The organism is Actinoplanes sp. NPDC004185, assembly GCF_053603475.1.
In genome coordinates this window covers 131,460-147,066 of record NZ_JBSGFR010000023.1, presented here as the reverse complement: position 1 = coordinate 147,066, position 15,607 = coordinate 131,460, and the positions used below count along the sequence as shown (strand labels likewise).

Annotated in this window: 19 protein-coding genes and 1 riboswitch; of the genes, 13 read left to right on the top strand and 6 right to left on the bottom strand. The window is 72.3% G+C overall.

The window, feature by feature from the left end:
- Nucleotides 1–96: 96 nt before the first annotated feature.
- Nucleotides 97–801 carry an alpha/beta fold hydrolase gene (locus tag ACWEOZ_RS24000; protein ID WP_451912908.1) on the bottom strand — a complete coding sequence of 235 codons (705 nt, stop codon included), beginning with the start codon at nucleotides 799–801 and terminating at the stop codon, nucleotides 97–99.
- Between the two features lie 61 nt (nucleotides 802–862).
- On the opposite strand from ACWEOZ_RS24000, the gene ACWEOZ_RS23995 reads away from it, so the two are divergent.
- Nucleotides 863–1,465, top strand: coding sequence for a TetR/AcrR family transcriptional regulator (locus ACWEOZ_RS23995; protein WP_451912907.1), 603 nt, complete (start codon nucleotides 863–865; stop codon nucleotides 1,463–1,465).
- A gap of 52 nt (nucleotides 1,466–1,517) precedes the next feature.
- Here ACWEOZ_RS23995 and ACWEOZ_RS23990 read toward each other — a convergent pair whose 3' ends face one another.
- From ACWEOZ_RS23990 to ACWEOZ_RS23980, 3 genes are read right to left on the bottom strand one after another with little or no spacing between them, the layout of a single operon-like run.
- The gene (locus ACWEOZ_RS23990) at nucleotides 1,518–2,897 is read right to left on the bottom strand and encodes a glycine--tRNA ligase (RefSeq protein WP_451912906.1); all 1,380 of its coding nucleotides are present in this window, start codon (nucleotides 2,895–2,897) and stop codon (nucleotides 1,518–1,520) included.
- A gap of 59 nt (nucleotides 2,898–2,956) precedes the next feature.
- Nucleotides 2,957–3,454: a hypothetical protein gene (locus ACWEOZ_RS23985; RefSeq protein ID WP_451912905.1), complete on the bottom strand. Its 498-nt coding sequence runs from the start codon at nucleotides 3,452–3,454 to the stop codon at nucleotides 2,957–2,959.
- A 17-nt stretch (nucleotides 3,455–3,471) separates the two neighbouring features.
- The gene (locus ACWEOZ_RS23980) at nucleotides 3,472–3,813 is read right to left on the bottom strand and encodes an antibiotic biosynthesis monooxygenase family protein (protein ID WP_360818830.1); all 342 of its coding nucleotides are present in this window, start codon (nucleotides 3,811–3,813) and stop codon (nucleotides 3,472–3,474) included.
- A 35-nt stretch (nucleotides 3,814–3,848) separates the two neighbouring features.
- Here ACWEOZ_RS23980 and ACWEOZ_RS23975 point away from each other — a divergent pair, with 35 nt between their 5' ends.
- The 7 genes from ACWEOZ_RS23975 (at nucleotide 3,849) to ACWEOZ_RS23945 (ending at nucleotide 8,244) form a co-directional block, all read left to right on the top strand.
- The gene (locus ACWEOZ_RS23975) at nucleotides 3,849–4,109 is read left to right on the top strand and encodes a DUF6703 family protein (protein ID WP_451912904.1); all 261 of its coding nucleotides are present in this window, start codon (nucleotides 3,849–3,851) and stop codon (nucleotides 4,107–4,109) included.
- Between the two features lie 51 nt (nucleotides 4,110–4,160).
- Nucleotides 4,161–5,087, top strand: a complete 927-nt coding sequence (locus ACWEOZ_RS23970; RefSeq protein ID WP_451912914.1) for a metal ABC transporter substrate-binding protein — start codon at nucleotides 4,161–4,163, stop codon at nucleotides 5,085–5,087.
- Nucleotides 5,084–5,863 carry a metal ABC transporter ATP-binding protein gene (locus ACWEOZ_RS23965; RefSeq protein WP_451912903.1) on the top strand — a complete coding sequence of 260 codons (780 nt, stop codon included), beginning with the start codon at nucleotides 5,084–5,086 and terminating at the stop codon, nucleotides 5,861–5,863. Before ACWEOZ_RS23970 ends, ACWEOZ_RS23965 begins: the two co-directional genes overlap by 4 nt.
- Before the next feature lie 47 nt (nucleotides 5,864–5,910).
- The gene (locus ACWEOZ_RS23960) at nucleotides 5,911–6,801 is read left to right on the top strand and encodes a metal ABC transporter permease (protein WP_451912913.1); all 891 of its coding nucleotides are present in this window, start codon (nucleotides 5,911–5,913) and stop codon (nucleotides 6,799–6,801) included.
- A complete protein-coding gene (locus tag ACWEOZ_RS23955; protein WP_360548771.1) occupies nucleotides 6,798–7,115 on the top strand; it encodes an ArsR/SmtB family transcription factor in 318 nt (105 codons plus the stop codon). The genes ACWEOZ_RS23960 and ACWEOZ_RS23955 overlap by 4 nt, the downstream gene beginning before the upstream one ends.
- Before the next feature lie 85 nt (nucleotides 7,116–7,200).
- Nucleotides 7,201–7,608, top strand: coding sequence for a Fur family transcriptional regulator (locus ACWEOZ_RS23950; RefSeq protein ID WP_451912902.1), 408 nt, complete (start codon nucleotides 7,201–7,203; stop codon nucleotides 7,606–7,608).
- Nucleotides 7,609–7,638: 30 nt separating this feature from the next.
- Nucleotides 7,639–8,244, top strand: a complete 606-nt coding sequence (locus tag ACWEOZ_RS23945) for a hypothetical protein (RefSeq protein ID WP_451912912.1) — start codon at nucleotides 7,639–7,641, stop codon at nucleotides 8,242–8,244.
- On the opposite strand, the gene ACWEOZ_RS23940 is transcribed toward ACWEOZ_RS23945, so the two are convergent.
- Both ACWEOZ_RS23940 and ACWEOZ_RS23935 read right to left on the bottom strand, forming a co-directional pair.
- A complete protein-coding gene (locus ACWEOZ_RS23940; protein WP_451912901.1) occupies nucleotides 8,222–8,767 on the bottom strand; it encodes a DUF6328 family protein in 546 nt (181 codons plus the stop codon). The two genes, ACWEOZ_RS23945 and ACWEOZ_RS23940, sit on opposite strands and share 23 nt — an antisense overlap.
- A gap of 47 nt (nucleotides 8,768–8,814) precedes the next feature.
- On the bottom strand, nucleotides 8,815–9,630 hold the full coding sequence (locus ACWEOZ_RS23935) for an alpha/beta fold hydrolase (protein ID WP_451912900.1): 816 nt from the start codon (nucleotides 9,628–9,630) through the stop codon (nucleotides 8,815–8,817).
- A gap of 75 nt (nucleotides 9,631–9,705) precedes the next feature.
- A riboswitch (TPP riboswitch) is annotated at nucleotides 9,706–9,810 on the top strand.
- A 73-nt stretch (nucleotides 9,811–9,883) separates the two neighbouring features.
- Here ACWEOZ_RS23935 and ACWEOZ_RS23930 point away from each other — a divergent pair.
- The 5 genes from ACWEOZ_RS23930 (at nucleotide 9,884) to ACWEOZ_RS23910 (ending at nucleotide 15,535) form a co-directional block, all read left to right on the top strand.
- Nucleotides 9,884–10,456, top strand: coding sequence for an ECF transporter S component (locus ACWEOZ_RS23930; protein WP_451912899.1), 573 nt, complete (start codon nucleotides 9,884–9,886; stop codon nucleotides 10,454–10,456).
- A gap of 91 nt (nucleotides 10,457–10,547) precedes the next feature.
- Nucleotides 10,548–11,945: an ABC transporter ATP-binding protein gene (locus ACWEOZ_RS23925; RefSeq protein WP_451912898.1), complete on the top strand. Its 1,398-nt coding sequence runs from the start codon at nucleotides 10,548–10,550 to the stop codon at nucleotides 11,943–11,945.
- Complete coding sequence (locus ACWEOZ_RS23920; RefSeq protein ID WP_451912897.1) at nucleotides 11,942–12,745, top strand: energy-coupling factor transporter transmembrane component T family protein; 804 nt, start codon at nucleotides 11,942–11,944, stop codon at nucleotides 12,743–12,745. Before ACWEOZ_RS23925 ends, ACWEOZ_RS23920 begins: the two co-directional genes overlap by 4 nt.
- A 151-nt stretch (nucleotides 12,746–12,896) precedes the next feature.
- Nucleotides 12,897–13,382, top strand: coding sequence for a hypothetical protein (locus tag ACWEOZ_RS23915; RefSeq protein ID WP_451912896.1), 486 nt, complete (start codon nucleotides 12,897–12,899; stop codon nucleotides 13,380–13,382).
- Nucleotides 13,379–15,535: a M48 family metalloprotease gene (locus tag ACWEOZ_RS23910; protein WP_451912895.1), complete on the top strand. Its 2,157-nt coding sequence runs from the start codon at nucleotides 13,379–13,381 to the stop codon at nucleotides 15,533–15,535. Before ACWEOZ_RS23915 ends, ACWEOZ_RS23910 begins: the two co-directional genes overlap by 4 nt.
- The last annotated feature ends 72 nt before the right edge of the window (nucleotides 15,536–15,607 follow it).

Here is a 15,607-nt window from a genome sequence, read left to right as displayed (position 1 = left end):
CGTCTGGCTACACACCTACAACCACCACCGCGCCCACACCGCACTCGGAGGCCAACCACCCATCACCCGCGTCAACAACGGTCTTGGTCCCTACATCTAGATCTTGGCCAGCAGCGCGCCGGCCACCTCGTCGGGGTGGGTCAGCAACGCCTCGTGGGTGCCCGGCACCAGGACCGGGTCGACCCCGGCCCGGGCCGCCAGCTCCTCGCCAGGGGCGGCGAGAGCCAGGTCCTTCTCGGCGAGGACGTAGGTGACCGGCAGGCCGGACGTGCGCACGCCGTCGACGTCCAGGGCGTCCACCATGTAACCGCCGGGCTGCGGGGTCAGCTGGTCGTACACGAGCCGTTGCAGCGCCTCGGGCTCGTCCTGCATGAGCATCTCCCGGAACGACGCGAAGTCCACGGGGACGGTGCCCTCCGGCGACTGCTCGATGGTCGCGCGCAGGTAGCCGTTGAGCTCGGGGCCCATCGCGTCGGCCTGCGACTGGCCCCGCAGCGGGATGAAGGCGCTGAAGAACGCGATCGCCGCCAGCCGGCCGGCGAGCCGGGGCACCGCGCCCGTGATCGGGATGCCGGCGAAGCTGTGCCCGACGAGGACGACGTCGCGCAGATCGCGGCGTTCGACCTCGGCCACGACGTGGTCGACCGCGTCCGCGAGACGCAGGCCGGTGGGATCGTCGCCCAGGGCGAGGCCGGGCAGGGTCATCGCGTACGCCCGGTGTCCGGCCGCCCGCACCCGCCGCCCGACCGCGTGCCAGGACCAGGCGCCGTGCCAGGCCCCCGGAACGAAAACGAAGTTCATGGAGTCTCCTCTGTTGATCAGAGCGCACTCTACTGAACGGATGCCCGTCTAGGATGTGGCGGTGACGACAGGCAGGCGGGCGGAGTACGCCCAGGCAACTCAGGAGGCGATCCGGGCCGCCGCCCGTGAGCTGTTCCTGACGAAGGGCTATTTCGCCACCCGCGTGGAGGACATCGCCCGCACCGCACGGGTCGCGCCGGCGACGGTCTACGCGGTCGGCGGGGGCAAGAACGGCCTGCTCCGGGACCTGATCGAGACGACCACCCGGTCCCCGGCCAACCAGGAACTCCTGGCCCGTCTCTCGGCGATCGACGAGCCGGGAACGCTCATCACGGCCATCGTGGACATCTCGGCCGGCAAGTTCGCCGACTGGTCACCGCTGCTACGCCAGGTGTACGCGGTCGCCCCGCAGGAACCGGCCGTTCAGGAAAGCCTGGAGCTCGCCCACGCGAGCTTGCGCAACGGTCTCGCCGTGACAGGCCGCCGGCTGGCCGAACTGGGCGCCCTGCGGCCCGGAACAGACGACGCCCGGGCCACCCACATCCTGTGGTTCCACCTGAGCAACACGGCCTACTTCACCCTGACCGACGACCTGTCCTGGTCGCTGCCGCAGGCCAAGGAGTGGCTCATCGAGCGGCTGACCTCAGCGCTGCTGGCCCCGTGAACAGCTGCAGCCCCGCCCCCGACAGGCGGGAGCGGGGCTGGGACGTGCGAAATCAGCAGCCGGGAAGGCGTTCGATCAGGTAGCGCTCGATCTGGTCCAGGGCGACGCGTTCCTGCTTCATGGTGTCGCGGTCGCGGACTGTCACCGCGTCGTCGGTGAGGGTGTCGAAGTCGACCGTGACGCAGAACGGCGTACCGATCTCGTCCTGGCGCCGGTAACGGCGACCGATCGCCTGCGAGTCGTCGAACTCGACCATCCAGCGCTTGCGCAGCAGGTCGGCCAGGCCGCGGGCCTTGGGCGACAGCTCCGGGTTGCGCGACAGCGGCAGCACCGCGACCTTGATCGGCGCCAGCCGCGGGTCGAAACGCATGACCGTGCGCTTGTCGACGCCGCCCTTGGTGTTCGGGGCCTCGTCCTCGTCGTAGGCCTCGAGCAGGAACGCCAGCACCGCGCGGGTCAGGCCGGCCGCGGGCTCGATCACGTACGGCACCCAGCGCTCCTGCTTCTCCTGGTCGAAGAAGCTCAGGTCCACCCCGGAGTGCTTGGAGTGGGTGGTCAGGTCGAAGTCCGTACGGTTGGCGATGCCCTCGAGCTCGGCGAAGTCGGTGCCGCCGAACTGGAAGCGGTACTCGATGTCGACGGTGCGCTTGGAGTAGTGCGAGAGCTTCTCCTTCGGGTGCTCGAAGAAGCGCAGGTTGCTCTCGGACAGGCCGAGATCGCGGTACCAGTTCCAGCGCTGCTGCAGCCAGTACTCGTGCCATTCCTCGTCGGAGCCCGGCGGGACGAAGAACTCCATCTCCATCTGCTCGAACTCGCGGGTCCGGAAGATGAAGTTGCCCGGGGTGATCTCGTTGCGGAACGACTTGCCGACCTGGGCGATGCCGAACGGCGGCTTCTTACGGGCGGCGGTGGCCACGTTGTTGTAGTTGACGAAGATGCCCTGGGCGGTCTCCGGGCGCAGGTAGTGCAGGCCCTCGGCGCTCTCGGTCGGGCCCAGGTACGTCTTCATCAGGCCGTTGAACATCTTCGGCTCGGTGAAGGTGCCCTTGTTGCCGCAGTTGGGGCAGTTCAGCTCCTGCAGCGAGGAGGGCGGCGTGCCGTGCTTGTGCTCGTACGCCTCCTCGAGGTGGTCGGCGCGGAACCGCTTGTGGCACGACTGGCACTCGGTCAGCGGGTCGACGAACGCTTCCAGGTGGCCGGAGGCGGCCCAAACGTCGCGGGACAGGATGACGGCGGAGTCGAGGCCGACGATGTCGTCGCGCTGCTGGACCATCGTCTTCCACCACTGCTGGCGGACGTTCTCCTTCAGCGCGACACCGAGCGGACCGTAGTCCCACGCCGAGCGGGTGCCTCCGTAGATCTCGCTGGAGGGGAAGACGAATCCCCGGCGCTTGGCCAGGCTGACGACGGCGTCGATACGATCGGCGGGCATGTTCCTCCTACGCCGGCTGGTTGTCGGCGGGGACGTCGGGATCGGACAAAATGAGGAGATTACTCCTCGACGCGGCACACCTCGAAGCCGCCCGTCTGACGGTTCTGCCCGAGGTAGGCGCGCAGGTCGGCGGTGTCGCCGTCGGAGTAGGTGACGCTCACCGGCGCGGAGAGCTGGACCAGCTCGACGTTGCCGACGTCCCAGGCGGTGATCGGCTCCTCGGTGGAGACCCGGCTCGTGAACTGCGCCTCGGTCTCCTGCTCCTTGGCCTGCGGGCAGAGTTGGTCGTAGGCCTGCGACCATTCGCGGTCTCGCAACGCCTCGAGATAGTCACCCACGACCACGTCGGCCTGCTCGTTGAGCGCGCTGCTCATCACCCGCATCAGCCCGGCGGCGGCGGCCACACCGGCGCCGAGGACGAGCACGAGCACACCCGCGCCCAGGCCGAGCGCGAGGCCGACGCGCCGGCCCCGGCCCTCGACGGGCGGGGCGGGGAAGGGCGGGAACACACCCGGGCCCTGCGGCGGCGGTGGCGGCTGCTGCCCGAGAAGGGTCATGGGATCCAGCGTACGGCTCAGCGCCAGGGCTCGGTGGCCCGGTCGCTGGCCACGACCACGACCGCGGCACCGGGCTCCGCCGAGGCCAGGGTCTCGAAGGCCGACGGCTCGTCCAGCGACTCGGACAGCAACGGGGTGGCGTGCACCTTCACGTCGAAGCCGCCGAGGGCGCGCCGGTAGGCTCCCACGGACTCCCATTCGGTGACCAGGGTCCAGTAGGCGGGGTCGTCCAGTGCGCGGGTGAGCCGGCCGGAGAGATAGCCGGGCCGCTCCGCGAGGGCGGCGAGGGCGGCGTGCGCCCGTTCGGTGAACGAGTCCTGCGTGTCGCCCGGGACGATGAAGCGGTTGAGCACCAGCATGGGCTGAGCCTACGCACCGAAGGAGTACGGCCGACGTGACACCACCTCCGTCCGACAACCTGCTGCGCCGGCTGGCCCGGGTCAACCCGACGACGGCCTTCCTGGTGGCCCTGGCCGTGCTGCTGGCCGGCCTGTTCCTGCCCGGGATCATCGGCGCCGCGCTGCTGTTCCTGCTGGGCGCGGCCCTGGTGGCGCTGACGTTCACGACCTGGCCGGTGCAGTCCGGGCCGGTGCGCGCCGTACGGGTGACGATGCTGGTGCTGTTGTTCGCCGCGGTCGTGGCCAAGGTGATCTGATACATGCGCTTTTGACAATCATTACCAATACGGCGCACAGTAGGTGGCATGATGCGCCGCCGCCTGCTCGCCACCGCCGCCGCCCTGCTGGTGGCCGCCGGTGCGGGCTGCACCGACAAGGCGAGCGGCTTCGGCACCGACGGGCGCCTGGACGTGGTGACCGCCTTCTACCCGCTGCAGTTCCTCAGTGAGCGGATCGGCGCGGACGCGGTCGCGGTCAGCCAGCTGACCAAGCCGGGCGCCGAGCCGCACGACGTCGAGCTCAACACCCGCCAGGTCGCCGCGATCAGCGACGCCGGGCTCGTCGTCTACCTCAAGGGCTTCCAGCCGGCCGTCGACGAGGCTGTCGCGCAGGAGGCCAAGGACAAGGCCCTCGACGTGAGCACCGCGGTGCAGCTGCTGCCCGCCAGCGAGCACGAGGAGGAGCACGTGTCGGGTGAGCCCGAGCACGCCGAGGGTTCGACCGACCCGCACGTCTGGCTCGATCCGGTGCGCTTCGCCGCGATCGCCGACAAGCTGGCCCAGCGCCTGGGCGAGGCCGACCCGGCCCGGGCCGCGGCCTACACCGAGCGGGCCGCCACGCTGCACGGCGAGCTGACCGCGCTGGACACGGAATACGCCACCGCCCTGAAGAGCTGTGCCCGCCGTGAGGTCGTCACCAGCCACACCGCGTTCCACTACCTCGCCGACCGCTACGGGCTCACCGAGGTCGGCATCACCGGCATCTCCCCCGAGTCCGAGCCGTCGCCCCAGCGCCTCGCCGCGGTGGCCGAGCAGGCCAAGGCCACCGGCACCACCACGATCTTCTTCGAGACCCTGGTGAGCCCCAAGGTCGCCGAGACCATCGCCCGGGAGGTCGGCGCGCGGACCGCCGTCCTCGACCCCCTCGAAGGGCTCACCGAGCCGGATACGGACTACTTCTCCGTCATGCGCAGCAACCTGACCGCCCTGACCACCGCCCTGGGATGCCCGTCATGAGCGTCGTCACCGTCTCGCACGCCGCCGTCTCGTACGGCGGCCGGGCCGTGCTGCAGGACATCGACCTGGACGTGCAGCCCGGCCAGGTCGTCGCGATCCTGGGCGCCAACGGCTCCGGCAAGTCCACGCTGATCCGCACCATCCTCGGGCTGGTCCCGCTGGAGGCCGGCACGGTCACCCTCTTCGGCACCCCGCAACGCCGGTTCCGGCAATGGGAGCGGATCGGCTACGTCCCGCAGCGGATGGGCGCCGGCAGCGGCGTGCCCGCGACCGTCGGCGAGGTCGTGGCGTCGGGACGACTGGCCCGCCGGGGCATCTTCCGGCCGTCCGGGACGGCCGACCGGGAGGCCGTCCGGGCCGCGCTCACCGACGTCGGCCTGCTGGACCGGATCGCCGACCCGGTCAGCACCCTCTCCGGCGGCCAGCAGCAGCGCACCCTGATCGCGCGGGCCCTGGCCGGACGGCCGGACCTGCTGATCCTGGACGAGCCCACGGCCGGCGTCGACGCGGCCAGCCAGGACGCCTTCGCCTCGGCGCTGCGCCGCTTCGCCGAGGCGGGCGGGACCATCCTGCTGGTCGCTCACGAGCTCGGGCCGATCGAGCCTCTCATCGACAAGGCCGTCGTGGTGCACCACGGGCGGATCGCGTACGAGGGTGCGGTGCCCGAGCCCGCCGGCCACCACGCCGAGCCCGGCCACGACCACGTCCACCCGCACGCCGAGGCCGAGAAGGCCCGGATCTGCGTGGCCCCCACCGACCGGATGCCGGCGAACTGATGCCGTCCGACCGCCCCGCCCGCCGCCCCTGAGGGGACTGAAGACTCATCGACCTCTTCGCGTACGACTTCATGGTGCGCGCCCTGCTGGGCGCCCTGATCATCGGCCTGATCGCCCCGGCGCTCGGCATCTACCTGGTGCAGCGGCGGCTGTCGCTCATCGGGGACGGCATCGGGCACGTCGCGCTCACCGGCGTCGGTGTCGGCCTGCTGCTGAACCAGTCCCCCGTGCTCACCGCGGTGGTCGTCTCGGTCATCGGGGCGATCGGGGTGGAGCTGGTCCGCGAGCGTGGCCGTACCTCCGGTGACCTGGCCCTGGCCCTGCTCTTCTACGGCGGCATCGCGGGCGGGGTGGTGCTGGTCGGGCTGTCCGAGGACAGCAGCAACGCCAACCTGATGCAGTTCCTCTTCGGCTCGCTGACCACCACGTCGCGGCAGGACCTGATCGTCATCGCGGTCCTCGGCGTCGCGGTGCTGATCGCGATGCTGGGGCTGCGGCAGGCGCTGTTCGCGGTCTGCAACGACGAGGAGTACGCCCGGGTGTCCGGCCTGCCCGTGCGTACGCTCAATCTGCTGATGGCCGTGACCACCGCCGTGACCGTCACGATCGCCATGCGCACCGTCGGCCTGTTGCTGGTCAGCGCCCTGATGGTGGTCCCGGTGGCGGCGGCTCAGCAGGTCACCCGCGGATTCCGCAGCACGATGGCCGCGGCCATGGTGATCGGCGTGGGCTCGGCCGCCGCCGGGGTCTGGCTGGCCGGCGAGGTGGACACCGCGCCGGGCGCCACGATAGTCATCCTGGCCATCGCCGCCTTCGTGGCCGTGACCGTCGGCGCCGGGACCTGGCGGGTGCTGCGCCGCCGCTCGGCTGCGGGCCGGCAGCAGGCCACGGCCCAGCTGGAACCGCCCGAAGTCGTGCTGCGAGCAGGCGCCCGATGAGCAGTAACGTGGCACCTGTGCCGACGAGCGGCTACGAGGCGTACGAGGCGGCCGGCGAGCTGCTGCGCGCGCTGTCCGCACCGATCCGGGTGGCGATCGTCGCCGAGCTCGGCGCCGGCGAACGCTGCGTGCACGAGCTGGTGGAGAAGCTGGGCGCGCCGCAACCGCTGGTCTCGCAGCACCTGCGGGTGCTGCGTGGCGCCGGCGTGGTGCGGGGTGCACGGCGGGGCCGCGAGATCGCATACTCACTCGTGGACGAACACGTCGCCCACATCGTCGCCGACGCCGTCAGCCACGCAAGGGAAGGGTCATGATCGACTGCACCGAGCGACGCCTGGCCGCGGCGCGCCGCGGACCCGAGCCGCGAGGGCCAGGAGAGCATGACGAAGGAGGCGCAGCATGAGCGAGGACAGCGTTGTTGTCCGGAACACCAAGCAGCGCAGTGCGGTCAGCGCCGTTCTCGCGGACGCCGAGGGTTTCAACAGCGCCCAGGAGTTGCACGCCATCCTGCGTGAGCGGGGCGAGCGGGTCGGCCTGACCACGGTCTACCGCACGTTGCAGGGTCTCGCCGACGCCGGCGAGATCGACGTGATGCGCCCGCCCGGCGGCGAGCACCTCTACCGCCGGTGCAGCCAGGGCCACCACCACCATCTGGTCTGCCGGTCCTGCGGGCGGGCCGTCGAGGTGGAGGGCCCGGCGGTGGAGACCTGGGCGGACAAGGTCGCCGGCCGGCACGGCTTCGTCGATGTCTCGCACACCATGGAGATCTTCGGTACGTGCCCGGAGTGCGCGGCGAAGCGTTCCTAGCCCGCGCGTGGGACGCTGTCGCGCGTGAAGATGTACGCCGACCGGCTGCCCACCGCCGTCCGCCAGCTGCTGACCGATCTCCTCGTCGTGTTCTGGGTCTACGCCTGGATCCGGGCCGGTCTCTGGGTCAACGACATGGTCGAGAAACTCGGCGTACCGGGCCAGAAACTGCAGGAGGCGGGCACCGGGATCGCCGGCAACCTCGGCGACATCGGCGGCAAGGTGGGTCGGGTGCCGCTGGTCGGCGACGACCTCACCGCGCCGTTCAACAGCGCCGCCGACGCCGCGAAGTCGATCGCCGAGGCCGGCCGCCAGCAGCAGGAGGTCGTCGACAATCTGGCGCTGACCATGGCCCTGCTGATCGTCGCGGTCCCGCTGGCGCTGGTGCTCTTCCTGTGGCTGCCGAAACGGCTGCGGTGGATGCGCCGCGCCGCGGTGGCCGTCCAGGTGCGCACCGAGCCGGCCGGTCAGGACCTGCTGGCGTTGCGGGCCCTGGCCAGCCGGCCGCTCAACGAGCTGGCCAGGCTGGGCCCGGACATCGCCCAGTCCTGGCGCAACGGCGACGCCGCCGCGGTGCAGGCCCTGGCCGCCCTCGAGCTCAAGGACCTCGGGCTCAAGCCCGCGAAGCCTCGCTAGGTTCGGCGGCGTCCTCGGCGAACTCCTCGTCGGCTTCCTCGTCGTCATCGTCGACCCAGTTGCGGCGGGCCCACGGGACGGCGGCCCAGAAGGTCAGGAAGAACAACGCGGCGATGCCGGTCAGGATCAGCGCGACCCAGATGTTGGTCAGATAGTCGGTGATCAGCAGCACGCTGCTGACCATCGAGATGAGCATGAAGGCCAGGCCACCGGTGGCCATCTTGTGCGCGTAGCGGACCAGCTCGGGCTTGCGGCCCTGGCGGAACAAGGCCCGGTGGAACGCCACCGGCGAGATGATCATCGCGGTGGCGGCCGCGGCGGCCAGCAGCGCGACGATGTAGGTGTCCTTCTGGAAGTCGGTCGTCTTCGGGAAGCCGTTGCTGAAGGGCAGAGTCAGCAGAAACGCGAAGAGGATCTGCACACCCGTCTGGGCCACGCGCAGCTCCTGCAGCAGGTCGGCGAAATTACGGTCCCACCGCTGCTTCTCGGTCTCGTGCTTGTTCCGTCGCTTCTCGGCGGCCATCGAACCTCCATCTCGGTGGAGGAGAGGTTGCCCGAAGGTGAACGGCGTCAAACGCCGATGCGGGCCAGCGCCACGTCGGCCAGCGCGCGCGGCGCCTCCTCCGGGATCCAGTGGCCGATCCCCCGCAAGGTCACCAACCGGTAGTCGGCCTCCACCCAGGTGGCGGTGGCCAGCGCGGCCGGTTGGCCGACGACCGGATCGCCGTCGCTCCACACGTACGTCGTCGGCACGGTGACCTTGCCGACCTTGGCCAGCTGCCCGCTGGACAGGGCGCGGTACCAGTTCAGCGCGCCGGTGAGCCGGCCCGGCTCGCGCATGGCCGTGGCGTAGAGGCCGGCCCGGGCGCCGATCGGGCGCATCATCTGACGCAGCGCCGTACCGCCGGCCCCGAGCAGCAGCCGCTCCGCGACCCGCGACCGGAACACCCCCATGTAGGCGAAGCGCAGCTTCTGCGACGGCTGGTTGTGCAGGGCGACGCCGAGCCCGCGCGGGTGCGGCACCGACACCGCGGTCAGGGTGCTGACCCGGTCCGGGTGCCGGGCGGCGAGCAGCCAGCCCACCTGCGCACCCCAGTCGTGGCCGATGACGTGCGCCTGGGCGACCCCGAGCGCGTCCAGGACCGCGACCGCGTCGGCGGTCGGCTCGTCGAGGCGGTAGTCGGCGACCGCGGCGGGGCGCGCGCCGGGTGAGTAGCCGCGCTGGTCGAGGGCGTACGTGCGCAGCCCGGCCGCGTGCAGCCGGGGCAGGATCAGGTCGAACTCGCGATGGTCCTGCGGAAAACCGTGCAGGAGGAGCACCGGTGCACCGTCGGCCGGGCCGCCCTCGTACACGTCGAAGGTGAGACCTCGGGCCTGGATCTGCATGTGACGCCTCCTACGCTGTCCCGTACGCCCGTACGGTGTTAGCGTTCATCGAAACACAAGCACCGAAACAAACAAGCAATCCGACAGGGGAGCGCACAGCGCTGAGAGTGCGGGTGACACCGCAGACCCTCGAACCTGATCTGGGTAATGCCAGCGCAGGGAGCTCGGTCTTTCTCCAGCCGCGCCATGTCCGGGAGACGTCCCCGGCCACGGCGTCGCGTCTCCTCCCGGTACGAGCTGGGAGGCACATCACATGAAGCACCGTTGGCGCACCATCGACATCGTCATCGCCTCGATCATCGCGGTCGCGTTCGGGGTCATCTTCTGGGCCTGGGGCCTGCTCTGGAACGGCCCGGCGGACGCCATCCCGCTGCCCGGCCGGGCCATCCTGTACGGCGTCTGGCTGGTGCCGGCCGTCCTGGGCGCCCTGGTCATCCGCAAGCCGGGCGCCGCCTTCTACACGCTGACCCTGGCCGCCCTGGTGTCCGTCGCGCTCGGCACGAGCTGGGGCTGGACGCTGGTGCTGCAGGGACCGATCGAGGCGGCCGCGGCCGAGCTGGTCTTCGCCGCGTTCGCGTACCGGGTGTGGAACCTGCCGGTGGCGGCGCTGGCGGCGGCCGCGGCCGGGATCGCCGCGTCCGTCTACGACGCTTTCGTCTGGTACGGCGGGATGTCGTGGGCGACGTTGCGGCTGCCGTACATCGCGATCACGGCGGTCAGCTCCCTGCTGGTGGCCGGCCTGGGCAGCATCCTGCTGGTCCGGGCGCTGGCCCAGACCGGCGTGCTGGACCGCTTCGCCTCGGGCCGCGAACGCGCCGCCGTCTAGTCATGACCGATTGCACCGAGCGTCGTCTGCCGGCGGCTGGCGACGGCTGGGACCGCGAGGGCCATGAGGGCATGACAAAGGAGGGCTGACTATGGGTGAGCTGGTCCTGCGGGGGTTCGGGTGGCGGCACGCCGGTCGTAAGGCGTGGGCGGTGCGCGGGGTCGACCTGCGTGTCGCGCACGGCGAGCGGGTGCTGCTGCTCGGGCCGTCCGGGGCCGGCAAGTCCACGCTGCTGGCGGCGCTCGCCGGGCTGCTGCCCGAGGATTCCGGCGAGTCCGAGGGCACGGTCGAGATCGACGGGCTCGACCCGCGCAAGGCCCGCGAGCGGGTTGGCATCGTCTTCCAGGATCCGCAGACCCAGCTGGTCATGTCGCGCAGCGGCGACGACGTGGCGTTCGGGCTGGAGAACCGGGGCGTACCGGCCGGGGAGATCTGGCCGCGCGTCGACGAGGCGCTGCACCGGGTCGGCTTCGGCTACGGCCGGGACCGCCCGACCGGGGCGTTGTCCGGCGGTGAGCAGCAACGACTGGCGCTGGCCGGCACCCTCGCGTTGCGCCCGGGCCTGCTGCTGCTCGACGAGCCGACCGCCAACCTCGACCCGGCCGGGGCGGCGCTGATCCGGGCCGCGGTCGCCCGCGCGCTGGGCGACGACACCACGCTGATCATCGTCGAGCACCGGGTCGCGGAGGCGCTCACGCTCGTCGACCGGGTGGTCGTGCTGGAGCCGGGCGGCGGGGTCCGGGCCGACGGCCCGCCGGGCGCGGTCTTCGCCGCGCACGGCGACCGGCTGGCCGACGAGGGGGTCTGGGTGCCGGGTCACCCGGTCGCCCCCAGCCGGGCCGTGACCGGTCCGGGTGCCCCTCTGGTACGCGCCACAGCCGCCTCCCTGCGCAACCGCCTCGCGCCGACCACGCTGGCCGCCCACGAGGGCGAGGTGCTGGCGGTGACCGGCCCCAACGGCGCGGGCAAGTCCACCCTGGCGTTGCTGCTCGGCGGGTTGCTCAAACCCACCTCGGGCACGATCGACGCCGCCCCGGGCGGGGCACCGCACCGGTGGCGGGCGGCCGAGCTGACCACCAGGATCGGCTCGGTCTTCCAGGACCCGGAGCACCAGTTCGTCACCCACCGGGTCGCCGACGAGCTGGCGCTGGGCCCGCGCCGGATCGGGCGCCCGGAGGCCGAGGTCCGCCGGGTCGTCGACGACCTGCTGCAACGGCTGCGGCTGGAGAAGCTGGCGGGCGCCAACCCGTACACGTTGTCCGGTGGCGAAGCCCGGCGCCTGAGCGTGGCGACGGCCCTGGCCACCGCGCCCCGGCTGCTGGTGCTGGACGAGCCGACGTTCGGCCAGGACCGGCGCACCTGGATCGAGCTGGTCGACCTGCTGGCCCGGCTGCGCGACGACGGCCACGGCATCGTCGCGGTCACCCACGACGACGATTTCGTGGCGGCGCTCGCCGGCTCCGTCCACCGCCTGGAACGGGCCGCATGACGCTCACCCTGCCGACCTTCGAGGCCGGCACGGCACCGCTCGCCCGGCGCAACCCGGTCGCCAAGCTCGCCGCCGCCCTGCTGTTCAGCGCGCCGCTGATCGCCACCCTGGACCCGCTGACCCCGACCATCGCCCTGGCCGTCGAGCTGGCGGTGCTGCCGCTGTTCGGGATGCGCTACGGCACCCTGTTCCGGCGGGCCTGGCCGCTGGTGCTCGCCGCCGGCGGCATCGTGATCACCCTGGTGCTGTTCGCGGCCGAGCGCACCGGGGCCACGGTGGCGACGCTCGGACCGTTCGAGGTGACCACCGGAGTCCTGGTCACCGCACTGGGCATGGTGTTGCGGGTCTTCGCGATCGCACTGCCGGGCATCATCGTGTTCGCCACCACCGACCCCACCGACCTCGCCGACGCCCTGGTGCAAAACGTACGGGCGCCGGCCCGGTTCGCGATCGGCGCGCTGGCCGCGTTCCGGCTGGTGCCGCTGCTCGGCGAGGAATGGCAGATGCTGAGCCTGGCCCGCCGGGCCCGCGGCATCGACGCCGGACGCAACCCGGTGGCCAAGCTGCGGCTGTTCGTGTCGACGGCCTTCGCCCTGCTGGTGGGGGCGCTGCGGCGGGGCGGCCGGCTGGCGGTGGCGATGGACGCGCGCGGCTTCGACGCGGGCACGCCGAGGACGTACGCCCGCCGGCAGACCTTCGGCCGCGCCGACGCCATCCTGATGGCCGGCGCGACGCTGGTGTCGGCGGCCGCCCTGACCACCAGCGTCCTACTCGGACTGTTCCGGCCGATCATCGGCTGAGCACTTCGCCGGCGGAGGCCGCCGGTCGCCGAGCTGTGTGTCGGTGTTCCGACTGGTGGTCCCGGACCGGGGCCGATCGAGCCGATCAGGCGACCCCGAAGGGCTGCCTGCGGCCAGCCGCCGGTGCCGGGCAGCCGTCAGACTCGGTCAGGTGAAGGATCCGGACGGCATCTCCGCTCCCGCGTCGGCGTTCTCCCTCGCGGGTGCCACCCGCTCCGCCGTCGAGCGGATCGCCCCGGCGGAACTCGGCTTCCTCGACGACGTGCTGGCGGCGTGGGAGCGGCAGGACCTGGCCCGGCAGCGTGGCCGCCGCCGGGCCGCAGCCGGAGCTGTCGGCCTCGGGGTCGACGTCACGCTGGTCACCGAGGCGGTGATCGCAGTACTGACCGGGGCGGCGACCGAAGTGCTCGGGGCGGTCGCCACCGACGCGTGGGGCCGGCGCCCGCGGTGGCGGCGCGGTGGCCGGACGACACGGGAAGCCGTGGCGCAGCACCAGCTGCCGCTGACCGCTGGGCAGGCCGATCGCCTACGGGACGCCTGCCGCCGGCACGGCCTTGCTCTCGGGCTCACGTCCGAGCAGGCCGGTCTGCTCGCCGACGCCGTGCACGGCGCGATCGAGGACCCGGACCAGCGATGAGGCGGCCCACCGGCCACCTCCGGTCGATGTACGGGCTGCTCTTCGTGCTGCTCGGCGCCATCGGGCTGAACGCGGGCTGGATCGCCACGATGGCGTACGGGATCGGCGAGCACGCTCTCTTCGACGCGTGCATGACCGACGCCGGCACGTTGTGGCCGGCGACCGACCTCGCCGCGGCGGAGGCGACCCGCCGGCAGCTCGGCGCATGCCTGCGCCCGGTGACTCTGCCCTGGGCGCTGATCATGCTTGCCGGCGCGGTGGCCGCGTACGCCCTGACCGTGCTGCTGGCGGTGGTGGGCGCCGGGCGTACACGAAGGCTGGTCCGCGCCGCCGGAGAGGCCACGGGGCCGGCGGTGACCGAAGCGACGGCGTGTTTCGCCGGACTCTGCCGGGAACACGGTGTCGCCGACCGGCACCCGCGGTTGCACGTGCTGCGACCCGGCGCGCGTTTCACCCAGCCGTTCACCACCGGTGGCCGGCGCCCGCTGGTGGTGGTGCCGGCCGCCGTGGCCTGCGCGGGCGCCGGTGTGCTGGAACCGGTGCTCCGGCACGAACTCGCGCACGTCCGGGCCCGCGATGTGCTGCTGGCGGCAGGTGCGTGGTGGTCCGGGTGGGCCGGCGTGCTGCTGTCCGCCGGTGCCGCGGCGCCGTTCCTGGTCCCCGGCCGGGACACTGCGGCGGGGTACGGCACCGGCCTTCTCGTCGCCGTGGTGCTGGGCGGCTTCCTGCTGATGCTGCGGGCGCACGTGCTGCGACTGCGCGAACTGGCCGCCGACCGGGTCGCCGTCGATCGCTGCGGACGGCCCGGTGCTTTCGTTGAGCTGCTGCTCGCCGTACCGGCGGAGGGCCGCCGCCCGTCCAGGAGGCTGCGCTCGCTGCTGTCGGTCCATCCGGACCCGACGGTACGAGTCAGGGCACTGGATACGCCTCGGGTCACCATAGACGGCGGCTTCCTGCCGTCAGCGGTCACCGCACTGGTGCTGCTCATCGCTGTGCAGCCCGTCTACCAGGTGGTCCTGCACTGGGTGGGCTGGGCCGGGCCGTCGAGCCGGCCGTTGTTCGCGATCGCGGGCGGTCTCGTCGCGGTCCTGCTGATGCCGGCCTGGACTCGCCGGTACGCCGCCGACCCGAGAGCGTCGTGGTGGCCACCGGTCTCCGGGGTCGCGGTCGGTGGGGCTGCCGGGTTCTTCCTGCCGGGGCCGGGTCTGCCGGTCAGCCCGGGCACGCTCGCCCTGAGCACCCACTGGATCACGGGACCGCTGCTGATGCTGGCTCTGGCCGGCACCGCGGTCGTCCTGGTGGCACTGGCCCACGGCGTGGACCCCGATCGGCGTCGCACGGTGCTCACGGCGACCGTCGCCGGCGCGGGCGTGGCCGCGGTGACCGTTCCGGCGGCCGTACAGTGGATCGTCACCTGGTCCGGCGGGCTGCATCCCACCTTCCTGCGCCTGGCGGTGTTGTACGACGCCGGTCTGGCGGATGCCGAGCCGGTCGTCGTGTTCGCCACCGTCGCTGCTCTGGCGGTGGTCGCCGCCCGGTCGGCGCCGCGTCCCCGGTCGGCGCCGCGTCCCCGGCCGGCGCCGCGGCCGGCGCTCCGGCTGCTCGCCGTGGTGGCGGTGGTCGCCGCGACCACCGGCTCGGTGCTGACCGTGCTGCGCGAGTCACCGGACGGGGACCGGGTCGCCGACCTGCCCCTGCTCTGGCACCGTTGGTGGGTGTCCGCCCTGGCCGGCGCCGTCGTGCTGGTGGTGCTGGTGGCCCGGGCGCCGGCCGGGCGGTCCACCGCCTCGCGGCTCGCGAGCGCGCTCACCGCGGCCGCCGGAGTCACCCTGACCGCGGCGGTCGCCCAGTTCGCCGTACGCATCGCGGTGACCGGCTGGGATCCCGCCTTTCACCCCTGGCTGCTCGGCCAGTACGTGATCGTGCCGTTGCGGATCCTGCTGTTGCTGGCCGCGGTCGCGGTACCGGCAGCGCTGGCCGCGACACGGTTGCCGGGGCGCGTGGTGCCGGCGCGGTTGCGTACCCCGCTCGTCGCCGTCGCAACGGCTCAGCTGAGCCTGGCTGTGATGCTCGGCGTCGGGGAACGCGTCACCGGTGCCGTGCCAGACTCCCAGCGCATCGCGGCGGGAGCGCAGCAGCCGGTCAGGCGGTGAAGGACTGAGACACGTACACAGTTGCGCAGTCCTCACCTGTTCGCCGGGAAGCCATCCCGTCGCCACCCGCAG

Excerpts from the sequence above, each read along its gene's own strand:
- ACWEOZ_RS23955 (WP_360548771.1), top strand. The coding sequence starts at position 6,798 with ATGAGCAGTAACGTGGCACCTGTGCCGACGAGCGGCTACGAGGCGTAC.
- ACWEOZ_RS23965 (WP_451912903.1), top strand. The coding sequence starts at position 5,084 with ATGAGCGTCGTCACCGTCTCGCACGCCGCCGTCTCGTACGGCGGCCGG.
- ACWEOZ_RS23930 (WP_451912899.1), top strand. The coding sequence starts at position 9,884 with ATGAAGCACCGTTGGCGCACCATCGACATCGTCATCGCCTCGATCATC.
- ACWEOZ_RS23925 (WP_451912898.1), top strand. The coding sequence starts at position 10,548 with ATGGGTGAGCTGGTCCTGCGGGGGTTCGGGTGGCGGCACGCCGGTCGT.
- ACWEOZ_RS23945 (WP_451912912.1), top strand. The coding sequence starts at position 7,639 with ATGTACGCCGACCGGCTGCCCACCGCCGTCCGCCAGCTGCTGACCGAT.
- ACWEOZ_RS23950 (WP_451912902.1), top strand. The coding sequence starts at position 7,201 with ATGAGCGAGGACAGCGTTGTTGTCCGGAACACCAAGCAGCGCAGTGCG.
- ACWEOZ_RS23990 (WP_451912906.1), bottom strand. The coding sequence starts at position 2,897 with ATGCCCGCCGATCGTATCGACGCCGTCGTCAGCCTGGCCAAGCGCCGG.
- ACWEOZ_RS23985 (WP_451912905.1), bottom strand. The coding sequence starts at position 3,454 with ATGACCCTTCTCGGGCAGCAGCCGCCACCGCCGCCGCAGGGCCCGGGT.
- ACWEOZ_RS23935 (WP_451912900.1), bottom strand. The coding sequence starts at position 9,630 with ATGCAGATCCAGGCCCGAGGTCTCACCTTCGACGTGTACGAGGGCGGC.
- ACWEOZ_RS23970 (WP_451912914.1), top strand. The coding sequence starts at position 4,161 with ATGCGCCGCCGCCTGCTCGCCACCGCCGCCGCCCTGCTGGTGGCCGCC.
- ACWEOZ_RS23920 (WP_451912897.1), top strand. The coding sequence starts at position 11,942 with ATGACGCTCACCCTGCCGACCTTCGAGGCCGGCACGGCACCGCTCGCC.
- ACWEOZ_RS23940 (WP_451912901.1), bottom strand. The coding sequence starts at position 8,767 with ATGGCCGCCGAGAAGCGACGGAACAAGCACGAGACCGAGAAGCAGCGG.
- ACWEOZ_RS23910 (WP_451912895.1), top strand. The coding sequence starts at position 13,379 with ATGAGGCGGCCCACCGGCCACCTCCGGTCGATGTACGGGCTGCTCTTC.
- ACWEOZ_RS24000 (WP_451912908.1), bottom strand. The coding sequence starts at position 801 with ATGAACTTCGTTTTCGTTCCGGGGGCCTGGCACGGCGCCTGGTCCTGG.
- ACWEOZ_RS23980 (WP_360818830.1), bottom strand. The coding sequence starts at position 3,813 with ATGCTGGTGCTCAACCGCTTCATCGTCCCGGGCGACACGCAGGACTCG.